We start from the raw sequence: 16654 nt of genomic DNA, 5'->3' as shown, positions 1-16654 counted from the left end.
CTCGGCGCCCCGACCATGTGCTGAACTGGGCGGACGCACCATCCGAACCGCCGCACAGGAGCCGCATTGAGCGCCGCCAGCTACCGCCAGGCCGGGGTCGTCCTCACCGACCGACGCTTCTCCGTCCCCCTCGACCACGACGTTCCCGACGGGGAGCGCATCGAGCTCTTCGCGCGGGAGGCCGTCGCCCCGGGGCGCGCGCACGAGGAGCTGCCGTGGCTGGTGTACCTCCAGGGCGGCCCCGGCTTCGGCGCCAACCGCTTCTCCGGCACGCCCAACTGGCTCGGCCGCGCCCTCAAGGACCACCGCGTCCTCCTCCTCGACCAGCGCGGCGCCGGCGCCTCCGCCACGATCAACCGCCAGACGCTCCCGCTGCGCGGCGACGCCGCCCAACAGGCCGCGTACGTGGGGAACTTCCGCGCCGACTCGATCGTCCGGGACTGCGAGGACATCCGCCGCGAGGTCACCGGCGGCACGCCCTGGACCGTCCTCGGCCAGAGCTTCGGCGGCTTCTGCGCCGTCCGCTACCTGTCGTCGGCGCCCGAGGGCCTGGAGGCGGCCATCATCACGGGCGGCCTGCCCACCCTCGACGGCCACGCCGACGACGTGTACCGCGCCGCGTACCCGCGCGTCGAGCGCAAGGTGCGGGCGCACTACGCCCGTTACCCGATGGACGTCGAGCGGGCGCGCGAGATCGCCGCGTACGTCCAGGAGCACGAGCCGGTCCTCCCCAACGGCTACCGGCTCACCCTCCCCGCCTTCCAGTCCCTCGGCATCTGGCTCGGCGCGGGCGACGGCAGCGACCGGCTGCACTACCTCCTCGAGGACGCGTTCGTGCGCACGCCCGGCGGCCTCGAACTGTCCGACGCGTTCCAGGAACAGACCGCGACGGCCCTCTCGTACCGCTCCCACCCCCTGTACGCCCTGGTGCACGAGGCGATCTACGCGCAGGGCGGCCGCCCCACCGACTGGTCCGCGGAGCGCGTGCGCGCCGAATTCCCCCAGTTCGACGGCGAGAAGACCCTCGCGTCCGGCGGCCCCCTCCTGTTCACCGGCGAGACCATCCACCCCTGGCAGTTCGACGTCGACCCGGCCCTGCGGCCCCTGCGCGAGGTCGCCGACCACCTCGCCGCCCGCACCGACTGGCCGTCCCTCTACGACCCGACCCGCCTCGCCGCGAACGAGGTCCCGACGGCGGCGGCCGTCTACCACGACGACATGTACGTCGACACGACCCACGCCCTGCAGACGGCCCGCACGATCCGCGGCCTGCGCCCGTGGGTGACGAACGAGTTCGAACACGACGGGCTGCGGGCGGGCGGTCCGCGGGTGTTGGACCGGTTGCTCGGGATGGTGCGCGGGGAGGTGTGAGCCGCCGGGCGGGGCCATAGGCTGCCCGTATGACCCTGCCCGAATCGCACTCTCCGTTGGAGCCCATGCCGGAGGACTGGCAGCGGGCGCTCGCCGTCGTCGCGCATCCGGACGATCTGGAGTACGGCTGCGCCGCCGCCGTCGCGGCCTGGACCGACGCGGGCCGCGAGGTGAGCTATGTGCTCGCCACCCGCGGCGAAGCCGGTATCGACACCATCGAGCCCGCCAAGTGCGGCCCGTTGCGCGAGCAGGAGCAGCGGGCCAGCGCGGCGGTCGTCGGCGTGGAGAGCGTCGAGTTCCTCGACCACCAGGACGGCGTCATCGAGTACGGCACCGCGCTGCGCCGCGACATCGCCGCAGCGATCCGCCGCCACCGGCCGGAACTCGTCATCACCCTCAACCACCGCGACACCTGGGGCGGCGTCGCCTGGAACACCCCCGACCACGTCGCCGTCGGCCGCGCCACGCTCGACGCGGCGGGCGACGCGGGCAACCGGTGGATCTTCCCGGAGCTGACCGAACAGGGTCTGGAGCCGTGGAACGGCGTGCGGTGGGTGGCCGTCGCGGGCTCGTCGCAGCCCACGCACGCCGTCGACGCCACGGCAGGCCTCGAGCGCTCCATCCGCTCCCTCCTCGAACACCGCACGTACATCGAGGTCCTGACGAGCGAGGACCCGGAGACGTACTGCCGCACCTTCCTCACGGGGAACGCGCAGGCGACGGCGGAGCGCTTCGGCGGGAAGCCGGCGGTGCCGTTCGAGGTGTTCGCGCGGTAGCCGCCGAGGACGGTCGTCTCAGCGCCGCAGTCGCAGAGCGGAGACGAGGAAGAAGACGCCACCGAGGAAGGCGTACCCGGCCAGATTCGACAGGGACGCGCCTTCCTTCGCGGCCTGCGCGACGAAGGACGCTCCGGCGAGCGCCGAGATGCCGCCGCTGACGATCATCGGCCACTGTCCGCCCATGCCGCGCCGCAGTACACCCACGGTCAGTTGCACGAGCCCCGCGGTGACGGCCCACACGCCCCACACCCGCAGCACGGCCGGAATGCCGGAGGAGACGGCGGCGAGCAGACCCGCCGTCGTCAGGACGCTGAGCGCGATGTTCACGTACAGGCCGCGCACGGGGCCGCGGTTCGCGCGGGCGCCGCGTACGTCGACGATCGCGCACGCCACGTCGAACAGCGGATAGACGACCAGCAGGACCTTGCCCAGCGCGCCGAGCCGGCCCGCGGTCGTGAACAGCAGGCCCGACCACACCGTGGCGAAGGCGAATCGCCCCAGGTAGAGGCGGCGCAGCGCAGCGACGGGGTTCGCCGCGGGGGCGGGCGTGGAGATGACGGTGTCCATGAGGACCCCTTTCAGGGAGTGGAGAAGAAGCAGAGAGGAGCAGAGAAGAGCTCGGCGACCGAGGGAGAACGTTCGGTCTCTTTTTATCTAAGGCTGCTCGCGGCCGGTCGTCAAGACCGAACGTTCTCCCTCTCGCGGCTGGTACCGTTTCCGCCATGAGTGAGCGCACGGCAACCGGCAGGACGTCCGAGGCGCGGTCACGGCTGCTCGGCACGGCGACCCGCATCTTCTACGCCGAGGGGATCCACTCCGTCGGCGTCGACCGGATCATCGAAGAGGCCCAGGTCACCCGGGCCACGCTGTACCGCCACTTCAAGGGCAAGGAAGAACTCGTCCTCGCCTACCTGCAACAGGCCGATCAGGGCATCAGGGGCCAGATCGAGGCCGTCCGTGCCCAGGGACTCCCGGCGCCCGACACGGTCCGCGCCGTCGCCCGCACCATCACCGAGGGCATCCGGTCGCAGGGCTTTCGCGGCTGCGCCTTCCTGAACGCCGCCGCCGAGTACCCCGACCCGTCCCACCCGGTCCACCAGGCCGTTCTGACGCATCGGCAGTGGTTCCTGGACACCGCCGTGGAACTGCTCGACCAGGCCGGCTGCGCGCCCGCGGACGCGGCCGGGCGGCACTTCGTCATGCTCAGGGACGGCGCCATGGCCGCCGGTTGCCTCTCCGATGCCCGGCTCGTGTCCGAGACGTTCCTGGACGGAGTGGAAGGCATTCTGCGGTCCGTGTGACGCCGGGGCCGTCGAATGGCCGCCCGCTGAAGGGGCTATCGTGTCGCCATGGCAGCCGAGTTGATCCGTATCGTCTCCCGTTCATCGCCGATGGCGCTGGCCCAGGTGGAGCGCGTCCGTGCCGAGCTCGCCGCGCTTCACCCCGGTATCCGCACCGAGGTCGTGCCCGTCACGACCAGCGGCGATAAGTGGATGGGCGATCTGGCGAAGCTCGGTGGCAAGGGGGCCTTCACCAAGGAGGTCGACCGGGCGCTGCTCGACGGGGAGGCCGACCTCGCCGTGCACTGCCTCAAGGACATTCCGGCCGACCGGCCGCTGCCCGAGGGCTGCACGTTCGGCGCGTACCTCGAGCGCGACGACGTACGGGACGCCCTGATCGACCCGGCGGGCCGCACCCTCGACGAGCTGCCGGAAGGCACCCGCGTGGGCACCTCATCGGTCCGCCGCGTCGCCCAACTGGCCGCCTCTCACCCGCACTTGGAGTGCGTCCCGATGCGCGGCAACGCCAACCGCCGCATGGAGAAGATGGCGGCGGGCGACGCCGACGTCCTCCTCCTCGCCCTCTCCGGGCTCGAGCGGATCGGCCGCACCGACGTCATCACCGAGATCCTCTCCCCGGAGACGATGTGCCCGCCGATCGGCGCCGGCATCCTCGCCCTCCAGTGCCGCGAGGACGACACCGAGACCCTGGAGGCGGTGACCGGGCTCGGCCACCGCGACACCTGGCGCGAGGCGACCGCCGAGCGGATGTTCCTGCACGTCCTCCAGGGGCACTGCAACTCGCCGATCGCCGGGTACGCCCGCGCCGAGCGCTCCGGCGACCTGTCGCTGCGTGCCTGCGTGTTCACCCCCGACGGCAAGCGCGTCCTCAACGCCCAGGAGTGGGCGGGCCCCCTCGACCCGGCGACGCTCGGCATGTCCGTGGCCGTCGCGCTGCTGCGCCAGGGCGCGCGCGAGCTGATCGACGGCATCGCGCACTGAGGCCCCGACCAGGGCATCCACCTTGTACGCGTAATCTGTGGCAGGGGCGGGCGCGGCTCATCGCGACCGTCCGCCGCACCTGGGTGCCCCCATTTCCTGGCGGGCGCCCGACGTACGACCGAGGGGGACGACCGGTGATCACTGCGGCAGCGGCCGGGGGAGTGGCCCTGATCGAGCTGGGCATGGCGCTGACCCCGGGGCCGAACATGATCCACCTGGCCTCCCGGGCGATCACCCAGGGCCGCAGGGCCGGTCTGGTCAGCCTCGGCGGGACCGCCGTCGGGTTCGTGGCCTATCTGCTGGCAGCGGCCGCCGGACTGTCCGCGCTCTTCGCCGCAGTGCCGCTCGCGTTCCTCGTGGTCAAGCTGGCGGGCGCCGCCTACCTGGCGTACCTCGCCTGGGGCATGCTCAAGCCCGGCGGGCGCTCGCCCTTCGCTCCCGCGGCCGATCTGCCGCCGGTCTCCGACCTGCGGCTCTTCTCGATGGGCCTGCTCACCAACCTCCTCAACCCCAAGATCGCCCTCATGTACGCGGCGCTGCTCCCGCAGTTCCTCGACCCGACGGCCGGTCCCGCGTGGGGGCAGCTGCTCCAACTCGGTGCCGTACAGATCCTCGTGGGGCTCACCGTGAACGCCGTGATCATGCTGGGGGCCGCCCGCGTCTCCGGGTTCCTGGCCGCCCGGCCCCGCGCCATGGCCGCTCAACGGTTCACGGCAGGCGGTCTGCTCGGCGTCTTCGCCCTGCGCACCGCGCTGTCCCGGACGCCCGTCTCCGGCTGAGGTTCGGGCCCGTACGTCCCGGGAGGCGTACGGCGGCCACGCCTGCCGCCAGCACCAGAGCGGCCAGTGCCGTCAGCGTCACGCCCATCGACGCCACGAAGTCCGTGCCGGAGGCGAGCAGCGCCGTCGCCGCGGCCACGCCGAGCGTCGGGCCGATGTTCAGCGCGGTCTGTTGCAGGCCGCCCGCCACTCCGGCGGCGCCGAGGTCGGCCCGTCGTACGAGGGACTCCGTCGCGCCCACCATCACCGCCCCGAAGCCCGTGCCCAGCGCCACCGCGCACGCCCCGACGGCGAGCGGGGACGCCGACGAGGCGTCGAGGCGGCCGAAGCCGAACACGCCCGCCGCCAGTGCCAGCATCCCGGCCGACGTCACCGCCCGCGTCCCGAACCGGCGCAGCAGAACCGGTGTCAGCGGCGCCGCGAGCACCATGCACGCCGCCGCCGGCAGCATCCGCAGCGCCGTGCCCAGCGGGTCGAGGCCGAGCACGTCCTGAAGGAAGTACGTCGCCACGAACAGCGTCCCGAACAGGGCCGCCGACGCCGTCAACAGCACGCCCAGCGCGGGTCCGACGGCCCGGGAGGCGAGCAGCGCGGGGGAGATCAACGGGTCGGCCGTACGGCGCTCGTGCGCGACGAAAGCCACCGCCGCGAACCCCGCACACACCGCGAGCAGCACGGTGCCGACCGACCAGCCCGATCCCGGCAGCGCGGCGAGCACCGCGACCAGGCAGCCCAACGCGACGGCGAGCAGCAGCGCACCAACGAGGTCGAGCCCGACGCGCCTCGTGTCGGCAGACGGTTGTGCCCGCTCCTGTACGTCGATCCCCTCGGCCCCCGCCCGATCCCGTACGCCGAGCACCAACCCCGCGATCACCACCCCCGGCAGCACTCCCAGGAAGAACACCGAACGCCAGCCCAGATGCGCCGTGAGCACCCCGCCCACCAGCGGTCCCGTGGCCGCCGCGACGCCGATCGCGCTCGTCCGCAGGGCGATCGGCATGCCGAGGGACTCCGCCGCGTAGGCCGCGCGCAGCATCCCGAGCGTCGCCGGTTGCAGCAGGGCCCCGCACACGCCCTGCACGACGCGTAGGCCGATCGCCCAGTGGATGTCCGGCGCGAAACCGATGCCCGCCGACGCCGCCGCGAAGCCCAGCATCCCGTAGCCGAACAGCCGCGCGTGCCCGTAGCGGTCGCCGAGGCGTCCGGCGAACACCAGCAGGCTCGCCACCGCGATCAGATAGCCGGTGCTGGTCCACTGGACCTGGGCGAGGGAGGCGCTGAGGTCGTCCTGGAGGGCGGGCTGCGCCACGGTGAGGACCGTGCCGTCGAGGGCGACGAGTACGGCCCCTACGATGCTGCCCGCGAGCGTGATGCGCCGCCGGGCGCGGCCGTTCACGCCGGGCCCAGGTGGGCGTCGAGCACGGAGGTCAGCAGCGGCTCGACGTCCTCGACGCCGACGGCCAGTTGCAGGCTGCCCCAGCCCCACAGCTGGGCCACGCCGTGCAGGTTCGCCCACAACGCGCCCGCGACGACGGCGGGTTCGGCATCGGTGCGGATCTCCGCGACGAGCTCGACGAGCACCTTGAACAGCGGAAGGCTGCTGTCGCGCAGGCCCAACTCGCCGCTCTCCAACAGATCGTGGCGGAACATCAGCTCGTACATGCCGCGGTGACGCGCCGCGAAATCGAGATAGAGGCGCGACAGTACGGCCACCTGTTCGCGAGGGTCGGGGCTGGCGTCGGCGAGTGCCCGCGTGGCCCGTTCGCCGAGGTCGGTGAAGCCGCGGCGGGCGATCGCCGACAGGAGTTCCAGGTGTGTCGGGAAGTAGCGGCGCGGCGCACCGTGCGAAACCCCGGCGCGCCGGGCGATCTCGCGCAGCGACAGCGCCGCCGCGCCCTCCGTGTCCACGAGGGCCACGCCGGTGTCCACCAGGCGTTCGCGGAGGCCGCCGGGGGAGGGGGCGTCGTTGGTTCGCTCAGAGGGCATAGACACTGTCTACTACGCCGGGATAGACAGTGTCTACCCCGAGCGTCGGAGAGGCGCTCGTATAGTCGCGGCATGGTTCCGGCACCTCGCGACCCCATCACCACGCCCATCACCAAACTCATCACCACTCCTTTCACCGCCTCCAGCACCACGGACGACGTGCTGCGCGGCATCGACCTCAGCGGCGTCCGCGCGATCGTGACGGGCGCGTCGTCCGGGCTCGGCCTCGAGACCGCCCGCGCCCTGACCGCCGCCGGAGCGGAGACGGTCCTCGCCGTGCGGAACGTCGAAGCGGGTGAGGCCGCCGCCGAGAGGATGGCCGCATCCACAGGCCGGGCCCGGCCCCGCGTCCTTCCGCTCGACCTCGCCGACCGGGCCTCCGTCGCGCGCTTCGTCGAGACGTGGGGCGGGCGCCCGCTGCACCTGCTGATCAACAACGCCGGGCTCGTCACCGGCGGTCTTGAACGCACGCCCGAAGGCTGGGAGTTGCAGTTCGCGACGAACCACCTCGGGCACTTCGCCCTCGCCTCCGGGCTGCGCGAGGCGCTGGCCGGGGGAGCGGCCGAGCGCGACGGGGCGAGGATCGTCGCGGTCAGCTCCACGGCCCACATGCGCGCCGGAGTCGACTTCGACGACCTCCACTTCGACCGTCGCCCCTACGACCCACAGCTCGCCTACGCCCAGTCGAAGACCGCCAACTCCCTCTTCGCCGTGGCCGCGACCCACCGCTGGGCGTCCGACGGCATCGTCGCCAACACGGTGAACCCCGGCGGCGTCGCCACCGGACTCCAGCGGAACTTCACACCCCGTCAGAAGGCGTCCCTCGACGCGGCGGAGGCCGCCGGAGTGTTCACGTACAAGACGGCCGAGCAGGGCGCCGCGACCACGCTCGTCGCGGCCGTCGCACCCGAGTTCGCCCGCACCGGAGGCCACTATCTCGACGACGGGCAGGAGGCGTACACCGTGCCGAACGACGCCGACCTCGCCGAACACCCGCACGGCGTCAAGGAATGGGCCCTCGACCCCGAACTCGCCGACCGCCTCTGGGACGTGTCGGCGGACCTCGTCGCCGCCTGAGCCGGAACCGGCCTCGTACGGGCCTGTCGCATGTCTTCAGGTCGCGGGCCGCCGCCGCTACCCTGCGCGGATGATCGACACGACCGACCATCGCATCCCCGAGGGGGACGAGCGGCGTCTGCGGCTCGACGTCGAGGAGGGCGGGGTCGGCGTCCTGACGCTGTGTCGGCCCGGCAAGCTCAACGCCTGGAGCTGGGAGTCCAGTCGGCAGCTCGGGGTGATGGCCGACCGCATCCGGTTCGACGAGCGGATCCGGGTCGTGCTGCTGCGCGCCGAGGGGCGGGCGTTCTGCGCCGGGATCGACGTGACCGCGCCCGGCGGGAACATCGAGGGGGAGAGCGGGGCCGCGCGGCACCGGGCGTACTACGAGGGCATTCGGTGGGTGCACGAGCGGTTCGCCGCCTTCGCCCGGCTCCCGCAGCCCGTTGTCGCGGCCGTGCAGGGGTACTGCCTGGGCTTCGGGTTCGAGCTCGCGCTCATGGCCGACGTGCGGATCGCGGCCGACGACGCCGTGTTCGCGCTGCCCGAGGCGCAGTTGGGGGTCGCCGTCGACGCCGGTGGCGATCTGCGGATCGCGCGCGAGGCGGGGGCCGGATGGGCGAAGTACCTCGCGCTCACCGGACGACGCATCGACGCGGAGACCGCGTACCGGCTGAAGCTGCTGCAACAGGTCGTGCCCGGCGACGAGTTGGAGCGCGCCGCGCGCGAGCTGGCCGAGGAGATCGCCGCCAACGCCCCGCTCGCCGTGCAGTCCGTCAAGCGCGACATCGACGCGTACGCCGACGCCGGCCTCGACGCCGCGCTCGACAAGGTCGCCATGAGCGCCGCGCTGACGCTCACCTCCGAGGACGTCGCCGAGGGATACACGGCGAAGGCGCGCCGCAGACCGCCGGAATACCGGGGCGCGTGAGATGTTCCCAAGGGTGTCGGCGGACCGCGCCGGCGCCGCAGCGTCCCCCGCACGAAAGGTGACCATGACCACCGCACCCTTCGACCCGCGCGCCCTCCTCGCCGAGAGCAGGCTCGGCGTGCTCGCCACCCTCAAGGCCGACGGCCGCCCGCAGCTCTCGCCGGTCCAGCCGTACTACGACGCCGCCACCGAGACGCTGTACGTGTCGATGACCGAGGGCCGCGCCAAGACCGCCAATCTGCGCCGCGACCCGCGCGCCGCGCTGGAGGTGACCCGCTCCGACGGCCGGGCCTGGGCCACCGCCGAAGGCACCGTCACCCTCGTCGGGCCGGGCGACGACCCGAAGAGCCCCGAGGTCGAGGCGCTCGTCGACTACTACCGCAAGGCCGCGGGCGAACACCCCGACTGGGACGAGTACCGGTCCGTGATGGTGTCCGACCGGCGGGTCCTGATGGTCATGGCCGTCGACCACGTGTACGGGCAGCGGCTCGGCTGACGGCGGCCCCGCGCGTCACGGCGCTCCTGTGCATCACGGCGCGAACGGGCCGCGACCGAGCTGCTCCCGCACCGGCGTCACCGGCGCGTTGACCAGCTCGCGGCGCTGCCAGTTCGCGCCGTCCACCACGAGGGTGTGGCCGCTGACGAAACGGGCGTAGGGCGAGGCGAGGAACGTCGCCGCCCAGCCCAACTCCCTTGGCGCGCCCACTCTCAGCGCGGGCTGCCGGTCGGCTGGGCCCGGACCGTCCGCCTCGGCCCGGTCGAGGTTGTCGCGGATGTCGGCCGTCATGTCGTCGTGCGGCATGAGCCCCGGCACGAGCCCGTTCACCTGGATCCCATAGGGACCCCACTCGACGGCCAGCGTCTCCACCAGGTTCTTCACGCCCGCCTTCGCCGCCGAGCTGTGCGCGTAGCCGGGCCCGCCCGTCCATGCGTACGACGCGCCGACGGCGATCACCGAGCCCGGTGTGCCCGCCGCCAGGTGGCGGCGGCCGAACTCGCGGGTCATGAAGTACGTGCCGTTCAGGGTGATGTCGACGACCGCGCGCCAGCCGTTCGGCGACAACTCCTCGGCCGGGGAAGGGAAGTTGGCGGCGGCGTTGTTCACCAGGACGTCGGGGATCCGGCCGTGCGCGGCGACCGCCGCGTCGAACACCTCGGTGATCCGCGCGGCGTCCCGGATGTCGCAGGTCGCCGCCGTCACCTGCCCCGCGCCCTCGACCGCCCGCAACTCCTCGCGCGCGGGCTCCAGATGCTCCGCCTTCCGGCTCACGATCATCACGTCGGCACCGAGCCGCGCGAACTCCGCGGCCATGGCCCGCCCGAGCCCCGTACCGCCCCCGGTCACCAGCACGAGCCGACCCTCGTACGTCGCAGGAGGCAGCGCGGACGCGCCGAGCGGGGGAGGGTCGGGAAGGCCGCGCGGAGCGGCGGATGCGGACGTCATGGCCGCCATGGATACCCCCTCGGCGCCCAACCTGCCATGCCCAGAGCACGACCGATATTTGCCGCACCTATCGAATTTCGATAGATTCCAATCGTCATTCGATTCAAGGTGGGGTGGAGCCATGGGGAACTGGACCGTGCGCGCGCTGCGCGTCGTGCTGGCGGTGGTGTTCGTCGGCACGGTGTTCGTGCAGGTGTCGATGGTGTGGCTGCTGATCAGCGGGGGCGACCCGGAGGACGGGTCCCGGCCCCTGACGGCATTCCGCGTGATCACCGTCCTGGGCATGGTGGCGGCGCAGGTCGCCCTGGTCTGCGTGGGCCGACTCGTGGGAATGGTCCGCCGCGGCACCGTCTTCTCGCACGCCGCCTTCCGCTACGTGAACGGGGTCATCGGCGCCGTCGTCGCCGTCGCCCTCCTTTGGTTCACGGTGACGGCCGTCAACGCCCCCAGCCAGCGCGACGACCCCGGCGTCACGCTCATCATGGGCGGCATCGGCCTGGCCATCCTCGGCGTCGCCCTCATCGTCCTCGTCCTGCGCATGCTGCTCGCCCAGGCGACACAGCTGCGGGCCGAGCTGGACGAGGTGATCTGATGCCGATCGTCGTCGACATCGACGTGATGCTCGCCCGCCGCAAGATGTCCGTGGGCGACCTGGCCGACCGCGTCGGCATCACCCCCGCCAACCTCGCGGTCCTCAAGAACGGCCGCGCCAAGGCCGTGCGCTTCACCACCCTCGAGGCCCTGTGCGAGGCCCTGGACTGCCAGCCGGGGGACCTGCTGCGGTGGGAAGCGGACGGCGCCTGACACGCCCCGCGTCCGGAGCGCGTCAGGCCGGCGCCTCACACGGCGGCGCGCGCCCGCGCCACCGCCCGTTCCCCCTCCGGCGAGAACACCCCGGCGCGTCGGCGCTCCGCCTCGCGGTCGAGGTCCGACTGGAGGAGCTGGGCGTGGAGGGCGACGCCCGCGCGGTATCCGGCGCTCGCCGCGTTGACGACCTGTTCCGCGGGGCCGGTCGCGTTGCCGACCGCCCAGATGCCAGGGACGGAGGTCTGGCCCGTCGGGTCGACGTCGACGAACGGGCCGGCCGGGGTGTCCTTCGTACGGGCGCCGAGCGAGGTCAGGAGCGTGTCGCGCGGTGACATCACCGGCGGGACCACCAGGACCGAGCGCGGGAACACGCGGCCGCCCTCCAGGTGGACACCGGTGAGGCGGTCGTCCGTGACCTCGATGCCGTCGACCTTGCCGCTCACCACGGCGACCCCGGCCACGGCGAGCGTCTGCCAGTGCTCGTCCGGGAGCTCGTCCTCGTCGGTACCGTCCAGGAATAGCGTGACGTCGGATGACAGGGCGCTGAAGAGGACGGCCTGGTGGATGCCGGCCGCCTTGCGGTACAGCACGCCGACCGGCTGGTCGCGGAACTCGTAGCCGTGGCAGAACGGGCAGTGGATCACGTCGGCGCCCCAGCGCTCGGCGATCCCCGGGATGTCGGGCAGCTCGTCGACCAGGCCGGTCGCGACGATCAGCCGCCGTGCGTGCACCCGGCCGCCGCCCTCCAGCGTCACCTCGAACTCGCCGTCCCCGTCGGGCTCGGCCGCCGTGACCCGGTCCCGCACCAGCTCCACGCCGTACCCCGTGACCTCCCGCCGCACCTCCGCGAGGAACTCGGCGGGCGGCATGCCGTCCCGCGAAGGGAATCCGTGCATGTGCGCGGCCGGCGCGTTGCGCGGCTCGCCCGCGTCCACCACGAGGACCGAGCGGCGCGAGCGGCCCAGGATCAGCGCGGCCGTCAGGCCCGCCGTCCCGCCGCCGACGACCACGACCTCGTACGCGTTCCGCTTGATCTGCGTCTCCATGGTGACCACCTCGTAGCTCGTGAATGCGACGTGCTTCGAAGGTGCACCCGCTCTCGCGGGATTGACAAACAAGCTTGCCGAAACTGCAATGGATTCATGAGTAGGCACGGTCATGGACCCGAGGAACACGAGCCCGCGGACGCGAGCATGGATGCCGTCCTGTCCGGAGTCGGGCCCCGCCTTCGCGCCCTGCGCAAGGAGCGCGGCGCCACCCTGGCGGGGCTCTCCGAGACCACCGGCATCTCCGTGAGCACGCTCTCCCGCCTGGAGTCCGGGCTGCGCAGGCCCAGTCTGGAGCTGCTGCTGCCGATCGCCCGCGCGCACAAGGTGCCGCTGGACGAACTGGTCGGCGCGCCGCCGGTCGACGACCCGCGTGTGCAGGCGAAGCCCATCGTGCGGGGCGGGCGGACGATGATCCCGCTCACCCGGAAGCCCGGCGGCCTCCAGGCGTACAAGGTGATCGAGCCGCAGCGCCGCATCGAGCCCGACCAGAAGACGCACGAGGGCTACGAGTGGATGTACATGCTCTCCGGCAAGCTCCGGCTCGTCCTGGGGGAGCACGACTTCGTGCTCGAGCCGGGCGAGGTCGTCGAGTTCGACACGCGCGTCCCGCACTGGTTCGGGTCCACGGGGGAGGGCCCCGCCGAGTTCCTCGTGCTGTTCGGTCCGCAGGGCGAGCGCATGCACGTACGGGCCAGGCCCGCCCGCAAGAAGGAGCAGTGACCTCCGTCGGGGCATTCACAGATCGGCAAGCGACCGCTTAGTATGCGGCCGAACCCGGTTTGACGAAGCAGTCCCGTGGAGGCCCCGCATGCAGGCATGGCAAGTGCACGAGAACGGCGAGCCGAGCGAGGTGATGCGCCTCGAAGAGGTCGAGCGCCCCGTGCCCGGCGAGGGGCAGGTTCTGCTCAAGGTGCGCGCCGCCAACATCAACTTCCCGGACGCGCTGCTCTGCAAGGGGCAGTACCAGGTCACGCCGCCGCTGCCGTTCACGCCCGGCGTGGAGATCTGCGGCGAGACCGAGGACGGCCGCCGCGTCATCGCCACGCCCGCCCTGCCGCTCGGCGGCTTCGCCGAGTACACCGTCGCCGACGAGCGCACCCTGCTGCCCGCCCCGGAGTCCCTGGACGACGCCGAGGTCGCGGCGATGCACATCGGCTACCAGACCGGCTGGTTCGGCCTGCACCAGCGCGCCCACCTCCAGTCCGGCGAGACGCTGCTCGTGCACGCCGCCGCCGGCGGTGTCGGCAGCGCCGCAGTGCAGCTCGGCAAGGCCGCGGGCGCCCGCGTCATCGGCGTCGTCGGCGGCCCCGAAAAGGCGAAGGTCGCGGCCGAACTCGGCTGCGACGTCGTCGTCGACCGCCGCTCCGAGGACGTCATCGCCGCCGTGAAGGAGGCCACCGGAGGCCGCGGCGCCGACGTCATCTACGACCCGGTGGGTGGCGACGCGTACCGGCAGTCCACGAAGGTCGTCGCCTTCGAGGGGCGCATCGTCATCGTCGGCTTCGCCTCCGGCGCCATCCCGACCGCCGCGCTCAACCATGCGCTGGTCAAGAACTACTCGATCCTCGGGCTGCACTGGGGCCTGTACGCCACCAAGAACCCGAAGCTCATCCCGCACTGCCACCAGAAGCTCACCGAACTCGCCGCGAGCGGCGCCATCAAGCCGCTGGTCAGCGAGCGCGTCGACCTCAGCGGCGCCGCGTCCGCCGTGCAGCGCGTCGCCGACGGCGTCACGACGGGCCGCGTCGTGGTCGTGCCGGGTCTCGACGCCCGTACGGAAGGAGCCGCCGCATGACGCTCGACGCCGCGCAACTGCGCGCCAAGACCCAGGAGTTCCTGGCCGCGCACCCGCCCGCCACCACATCGCGCGAGGACTTCCTCAGCGCCCGCTTCGACGCCGGACTCGCCTGGGTGCACTACCCGGAGGGCCTCGGCGGCCTCGACGCGCCCCGCGCACTCCAGGCCGTCGTCGACGCCGAACTGGACGCCGCAGGCGCCCCGGACAACAACCCCCGGCGCAACGGCATCGGCCTCGGCATGGCCGCCCCCACCATCCTCCGCTACGGCACCGACGAGCAGAAGCGGCGCTTCCTCAAGCCGCTGTGGGTCGGCGAGGAGATCTGGTGCCAGCTCTTCAGCGAGCCCGGCGCCGGATCCGACCTCGCCGCGCTCGGCACCCGCGCCGTCCGCGACGGCGACACCTGGGTCGTCAACGGCCAGAAGGTGTGGACGTCCAACGCCCACAACGCACGCTTCGCGATCCTCGTCACCCGCACCGACCCGGACGTGCCCAAGCACAAGGGCATGACGTACTTCGTGTGCGACATGACCGACCCCGGCGTCGAGGTCCGCCCGCTGCGCCAGATCACGGGTGAGGCCGAGTTCAACGAGGTGTTCCTCTCCGACGTCCGGATCCCCGACTCCCACCGGCTCGGCGAGGTCGGCGACGGGTGGCGGGTCGCCCAGACCACCCTCAACAACGAGCGCGTCTCCATCGGCGGCATGCGCGTGCCGCGCGAGGGCGGACTCGTGGGCCTCGTCGCCAAGACCTGGCGCGAGCGCCCCGAGCTGCGCACCCACGACCTGCACCAGCGCCTCGTGAAGCTGTGGGTCGAGTCCGAGGTCGCCCGCCTCACGTCCGAGCGCCTGCGCCAGCAGCTCGTCGCCGGACACCCGGGCCCCGAGGGCGCGGGCATGAAGCTCGGCTTCGCCCGCCTCAACCAGGAGATCAGCGGCCTGGAGGTCGAACTCCTCGGCGAGGAGGGCCTGTTGTACGACGACTGGACCCTGCGCCGCCCCGAGATCGTGGACTTCGCGGGCCGCGAGGCCGGATACCGGTACCTGCGCGCCAAGGGCAACAGCATCGAGGGCGGGACGAGCGAGATCCTGCTGAACATCGTCGCCGAGCGCGTCCTGGGCCTGCCGTCCGAGCCGCGCACCGACAAGGACGTCGCCTGGAAGGACCTGGCCCGATGACCACCACCCCCACCAGCGAGCCCGACCTCCTCTACTCCGAGGAGGAGGAAGCGCTCCGCTCCGCCGTCCGCGACCTGCTCACCGACCACTGCGACGCCACCGAGGTCCTCGCCCGCGTCGAGACGGACGAGCCGCACGACCGCGCACTGTGGAAGAACCTCGCCGAGACCATGGGCCTCGCCGGGCTCCTCGTCCCCGAGGGCCGCGGCGGCCAGGGCGCCTCGCACCGCGAAGCGGCCGTCGTCCTGGAGGAGTTGGGGCGCGCCGTCGCCCCGGTGCCGTACCTGACGAGCGCCGTCATCGCCACGGAGGCGCTGCTCGCCTGCGCGGGCGACGAGGCCGCCGGCGTCCTCTCCGCCCTCGCCTCGGGCCGCTCCATCGGCGTGCTCACCGTGCCGCTCGCGGCCACGGCCGGGCAGGACTTCCGGGACGTACGGGAAGAGGGCGGGGACCTGACCGGCCGCGTCACCGGCGTCGCCGACGCGGGCGCGGCCGATGTGTTCCTCGTGCCCACCGCGAGCGGCCTGTTCGCGGTCGACGCGGGCGCCGACGGCGTCACCGTCGAGCCGCAGACCTCCCTCGACCGGACGCGCCCGCTCGCGGTCGTGACCTTCGCGGGAGCCGCCGGACGGCAGCTGAGCGACAGCGCGGCGACGCCCGTGCGGCGCGCGCTGCGGGCCGGTGCCGGGCTGCTCGTGTCCGAGCAACTGGGGCTCGCCGACTGGCTGTTGACGGAGACCGTGCGCTACACGAAGGAGCGCAACCAGTTCAACCGGCCCGTCGGCTCCTTCCAGGCGCTCAAGCACCGCCTCGCCCAGCTCTGGCTGGAGACGGTCAACACCCGCGCCGCCGCCCGCAACGCGGCCGACGCGCTGGCCACCGGCAGCGAGGACGCGGACGTCGCGGTGGCGGTCGCCCAGGCGTACGCCGCGCCCGTCGCGGTGCACGCGGCCGAGGAGGCGCTCCAGCTGCACGGCGGCATCGGCATGACGTGGGAGCACCCGATCCACCTCTACCTCAAGCGCGCCAAGGCGGACTCCATCGCCCTCGGCACGGCGGGCCGCCACCGCGAGGAACTGGCCGAACTGGTGGACCTGCGGGCTCCCTGAGCGGGCCCCGCGCGGACGACAACTTCACAGCCGGGTTTTACCTCCCCTTGACGGGATGGCATTATTGCGACCCGTTCGCAACAAC

At 72.7% G+C, this 16654-nt stretch carries 19 protein-coding genes; 14 read left to right on the top strand and 5 right to left on the bottom strand.

Annotated elements, in window-relative coordinates; genetic code table 11:
* The first annotated feature begins 66 nt into the window (after positions 1–66).
* Positions 67–1371, top strand: coding sequence for an alpha/beta fold hydrolase (locus tag ACTWJ8_RS01810; RefSeq protein WP_443262516.1), 1305 nt, complete (start codon positions 67–69; stop codon positions 1369–1371).
* Between the two features lie 29 nt (positions 1372–1400).
* A complete protein-coding gene (locus ACTWJ8_RS01805) occupies positions 1401–2147 on the top strand; it encodes a PIG-L deacetylase family protein (RefSeq protein WP_356381847.1) in 747 nt (248 codons plus the stop codon).
* A gap of 18 nt (positions 2148–2165) precedes the next feature.
* Here the strand turns inward: ACTWJ8_RS01805 and ACTWJ8_RS01800 are convergent, their stop codons facing one another.
* Complete coding sequence (locus ACTWJ8_RS01800) at positions 2166–2717, bottom strand: hypothetical protein (RefSeq protein WP_443262515.1); 552 nt, start codon at positions 2715–2717, stop codon at positions 2166–2168.
* A 155-nt stretch (positions 2718–2872) separates the two neighbouring features.
* Between ACTWJ8_RS01800 and ACTWJ8_RS01795 the strand changes: the two genes are divergently transcribed.
* From ACTWJ8_RS01795 to ACTWJ8_RS01785, 3 genes are all read left to right on the top strand, one after another.
* A complete protein-coding gene (locus ACTWJ8_RS01795) occupies positions 2873–3451 on the top strand; it encodes a TetR/AcrR family transcriptional regulator (protein ID WP_443262514.1) in 579 nt (192 codons plus the stop codon).
* 48 nt (positions 3452–3499) lie between these two features.
* Positions 3500–4432, top strand: coding sequence for a hydroxymethylbilane synthase (hemC, locus tag ACTWJ8_RS01790; RefSeq protein WP_356381855.1), 933 nt, complete (start codon positions 3500–3502; stop codon positions 4430–4432).
* A gap of 134 nt (positions 4433–4566) precedes the next feature.
* Positions 4567–5211 carry a LysE family translocator gene (locus ACTWJ8_RS01785; protein WP_443262513.1) on the top strand — a complete coding sequence of 215 codons (645 nt, stop codon included), beginning with the start codon at positions 4567–4569 and terminating at the stop codon, positions 5209–5211.
* Here ACTWJ8_RS01785 and ACTWJ8_RS01780 read toward each other — a convergent pair.
* Both ACTWJ8_RS01780 and ACTWJ8_RS01775 read right to left on the bottom strand, forming a co-directional pair.
* Positions 5141–6607, bottom strand: coding sequence for an MFS transporter (locus ACTWJ8_RS01780; RefSeq protein ID WP_443262512.1), 1467 nt, complete (start codon positions 6605–6607; stop codon positions 5141–5143). The two genes, ACTWJ8_RS01785 and ACTWJ8_RS01780, sit on opposite strands and share 71 nt — an antisense overlap.
* Complete coding sequence (locus ACTWJ8_RS01775; protein WP_443262511.1) at positions 6604–7197, bottom strand: TetR/AcrR family transcriptional regulator; 594 nt, start codon at positions 7195–7197, stop codon at positions 6604–6606. The genes ACTWJ8_RS01780 and ACTWJ8_RS01775 overlap by 4 nt, the downstream gene beginning before the upstream one ends.
* A gap of 72 nt (positions 7198–7269) precedes the next feature.
* Here ACTWJ8_RS01775 and ACTWJ8_RS01770 point away from each other — a divergent pair, with 72 nt between their 5' ends.
* From ACTWJ8_RS01770 to ACTWJ8_RS01760, 3 genes are all read left to right on the top strand, one after another.
* The gene (locus tag ACTWJ8_RS01770; protein WP_443262510.1) at positions 7270–8274 is read left to right on the top strand and encodes an SDR family NAD(P)-dependent oxidoreductase; all 1005 of its coding nucleotides are present in this window, start codon (positions 7270–7272) and stop codon (positions 8272–8274) included.
* Between the two features lie 70 nt (positions 8275–8344).
* Positions 8345–9184: an enoyl-CoA hydratase/isomerase family protein gene (locus tag ACTWJ8_RS01765; RefSeq protein ID WP_443262509.1), complete on the top strand. Its 840-nt coding sequence runs from the start codon at positions 8345–8347 to the stop codon at positions 9182–9184.
* A 64-nt stretch (positions 9185–9248) separates the two neighbouring features.
* Positions 9249–9680 carry a PPOX class F420-dependent oxidoreductase gene (locus ACTWJ8_RS01760; protein WP_443262508.1) on the top strand — a complete coding sequence of 144 codons (432 nt, stop codon included), beginning with the start codon at positions 9249–9251 and terminating at the stop codon, positions 9678–9680.
* Between the two features lie 33 nt (positions 9681–9713).
* Here ACTWJ8_RS01760 and ACTWJ8_RS01755 read toward each other — a convergent pair whose 3' ends face one another.
* Positions 9714–10628 (bottom strand): SDR family oxidoreductase, encoded by a 915-nt coding sequence (locus tag ACTWJ8_RS01755; protein ID WP_356381874.1) that lies wholly within the window; start codon positions 10626–10628, stop codon positions 9714–9716.
* Positions 10629–10749: 121 nt separating this feature from the next.
* Between ACTWJ8_RS01755 and ACTWJ8_RS01750 the strand changes: the two genes are divergently transcribed.
* Together ACTWJ8_RS01750 and ACTWJ8_RS01745 are read left to right on the top strand one after the other, a co-directional pair.
* A complete protein-coding gene (locus tag ACTWJ8_RS01750; RefSeq protein WP_443262507.1) occupies positions 10750–11220 on the top strand; it encodes a DUF2975 domain-containing protein in 471 nt (156 codons plus the stop codon).
* Positions 11220–11432 carry a helix-turn-helix domain-containing protein gene (locus ACTWJ8_RS01745; RefSeq protein WP_443262506.1) on the top strand — a complete coding sequence of 71 codons (213 nt, stop codon included), beginning with the start codon at positions 11220–11222 and terminating at the stop codon, positions 11430–11432. The genes ACTWJ8_RS01750 and ACTWJ8_RS01745 overlap by 1 nt, the downstream gene beginning before the upstream one ends.
* A gap of 35 nt (positions 11433–11467) precedes the next feature.
* Here the strand turns inward: ACTWJ8_RS01745 and ACTWJ8_RS01740 are convergent, their stop codons facing one another.
* Positions 11468–12481: an NAD(P)/FAD-dependent oxidoreductase gene (locus ACTWJ8_RS01740; protein ID WP_443262505.1), complete on the bottom strand. Its 1014-nt coding sequence runs from the start codon at positions 12479–12481 to the stop codon at positions 11468–11470.
* A gap of 96 nt (positions 12482–12577) precedes the next feature.
* Here ACTWJ8_RS01740 and ACTWJ8_RS01735 point away from each other — a divergent pair, with 96 nt between their 5' ends.
* The 4 genes from ACTWJ8_RS01735 (at position 12578) to ACTWJ8_RS01720 (ending at position 16569) form a co-directional block, all read left to right on the top strand.
* Complete coding sequence (locus ACTWJ8_RS01735; RefSeq protein WP_356381887.1) at positions 12578–13204, top strand: helix-turn-helix domain-containing protein; 627 nt, start codon at positions 12578–12580, stop codon at positions 13202–13204.
* Positions 13205–13292: 88 nt separating this feature from the next.
* The gene (locus ACTWJ8_RS01730; RefSeq protein ID WP_443262504.1) at positions 13293–14279 is read left to right on the top strand and encodes an NADPH:quinone oxidoreductase family protein; all 987 of its coding nucleotides are present in this window, start codon (positions 13293–13295) and stop codon (positions 14277–14279) included.
* Positions 14276–15460: an acyl-CoA dehydrogenase family protein gene (locus ACTWJ8_RS01725; RefSeq protein ID WP_443262503.1), complete on the top strand. Its 1185-nt coding sequence runs from the start codon at positions 14276–14278 to the stop codon at positions 15458–15460. The genes ACTWJ8_RS01730 and ACTWJ8_RS01725 overlap by 4 nt, the downstream gene beginning before the upstream one ends.
* Positions 15457–16569: an acyl-CoA dehydrogenase family protein gene (locus tag ACTWJ8_RS01720; protein ID WP_443262502.1), complete on the top strand. Its 1113-nt coding sequence runs from the start codon at positions 15457–15459 to the stop codon at positions 16567–16569. The genes ACTWJ8_RS01725 and ACTWJ8_RS01720 overlap by 4 nt, the downstream gene beginning before the upstream one ends.
* Positions 16570–16654: the final 85 nt, after the last annotated feature.

This window comes from Streptomyces sp. SDT5-1, assembly GCF_052245995.1.
GTDB lineage: Bacteria > Actinomycetota > Actinomycetes > Streptomycetales > Streptomycetaceae > Streptomyces.
Note: the sequence above shows the minus strand (reverse complement) of the source record. Positions and strands in the feature narration are given on the sequence as shown.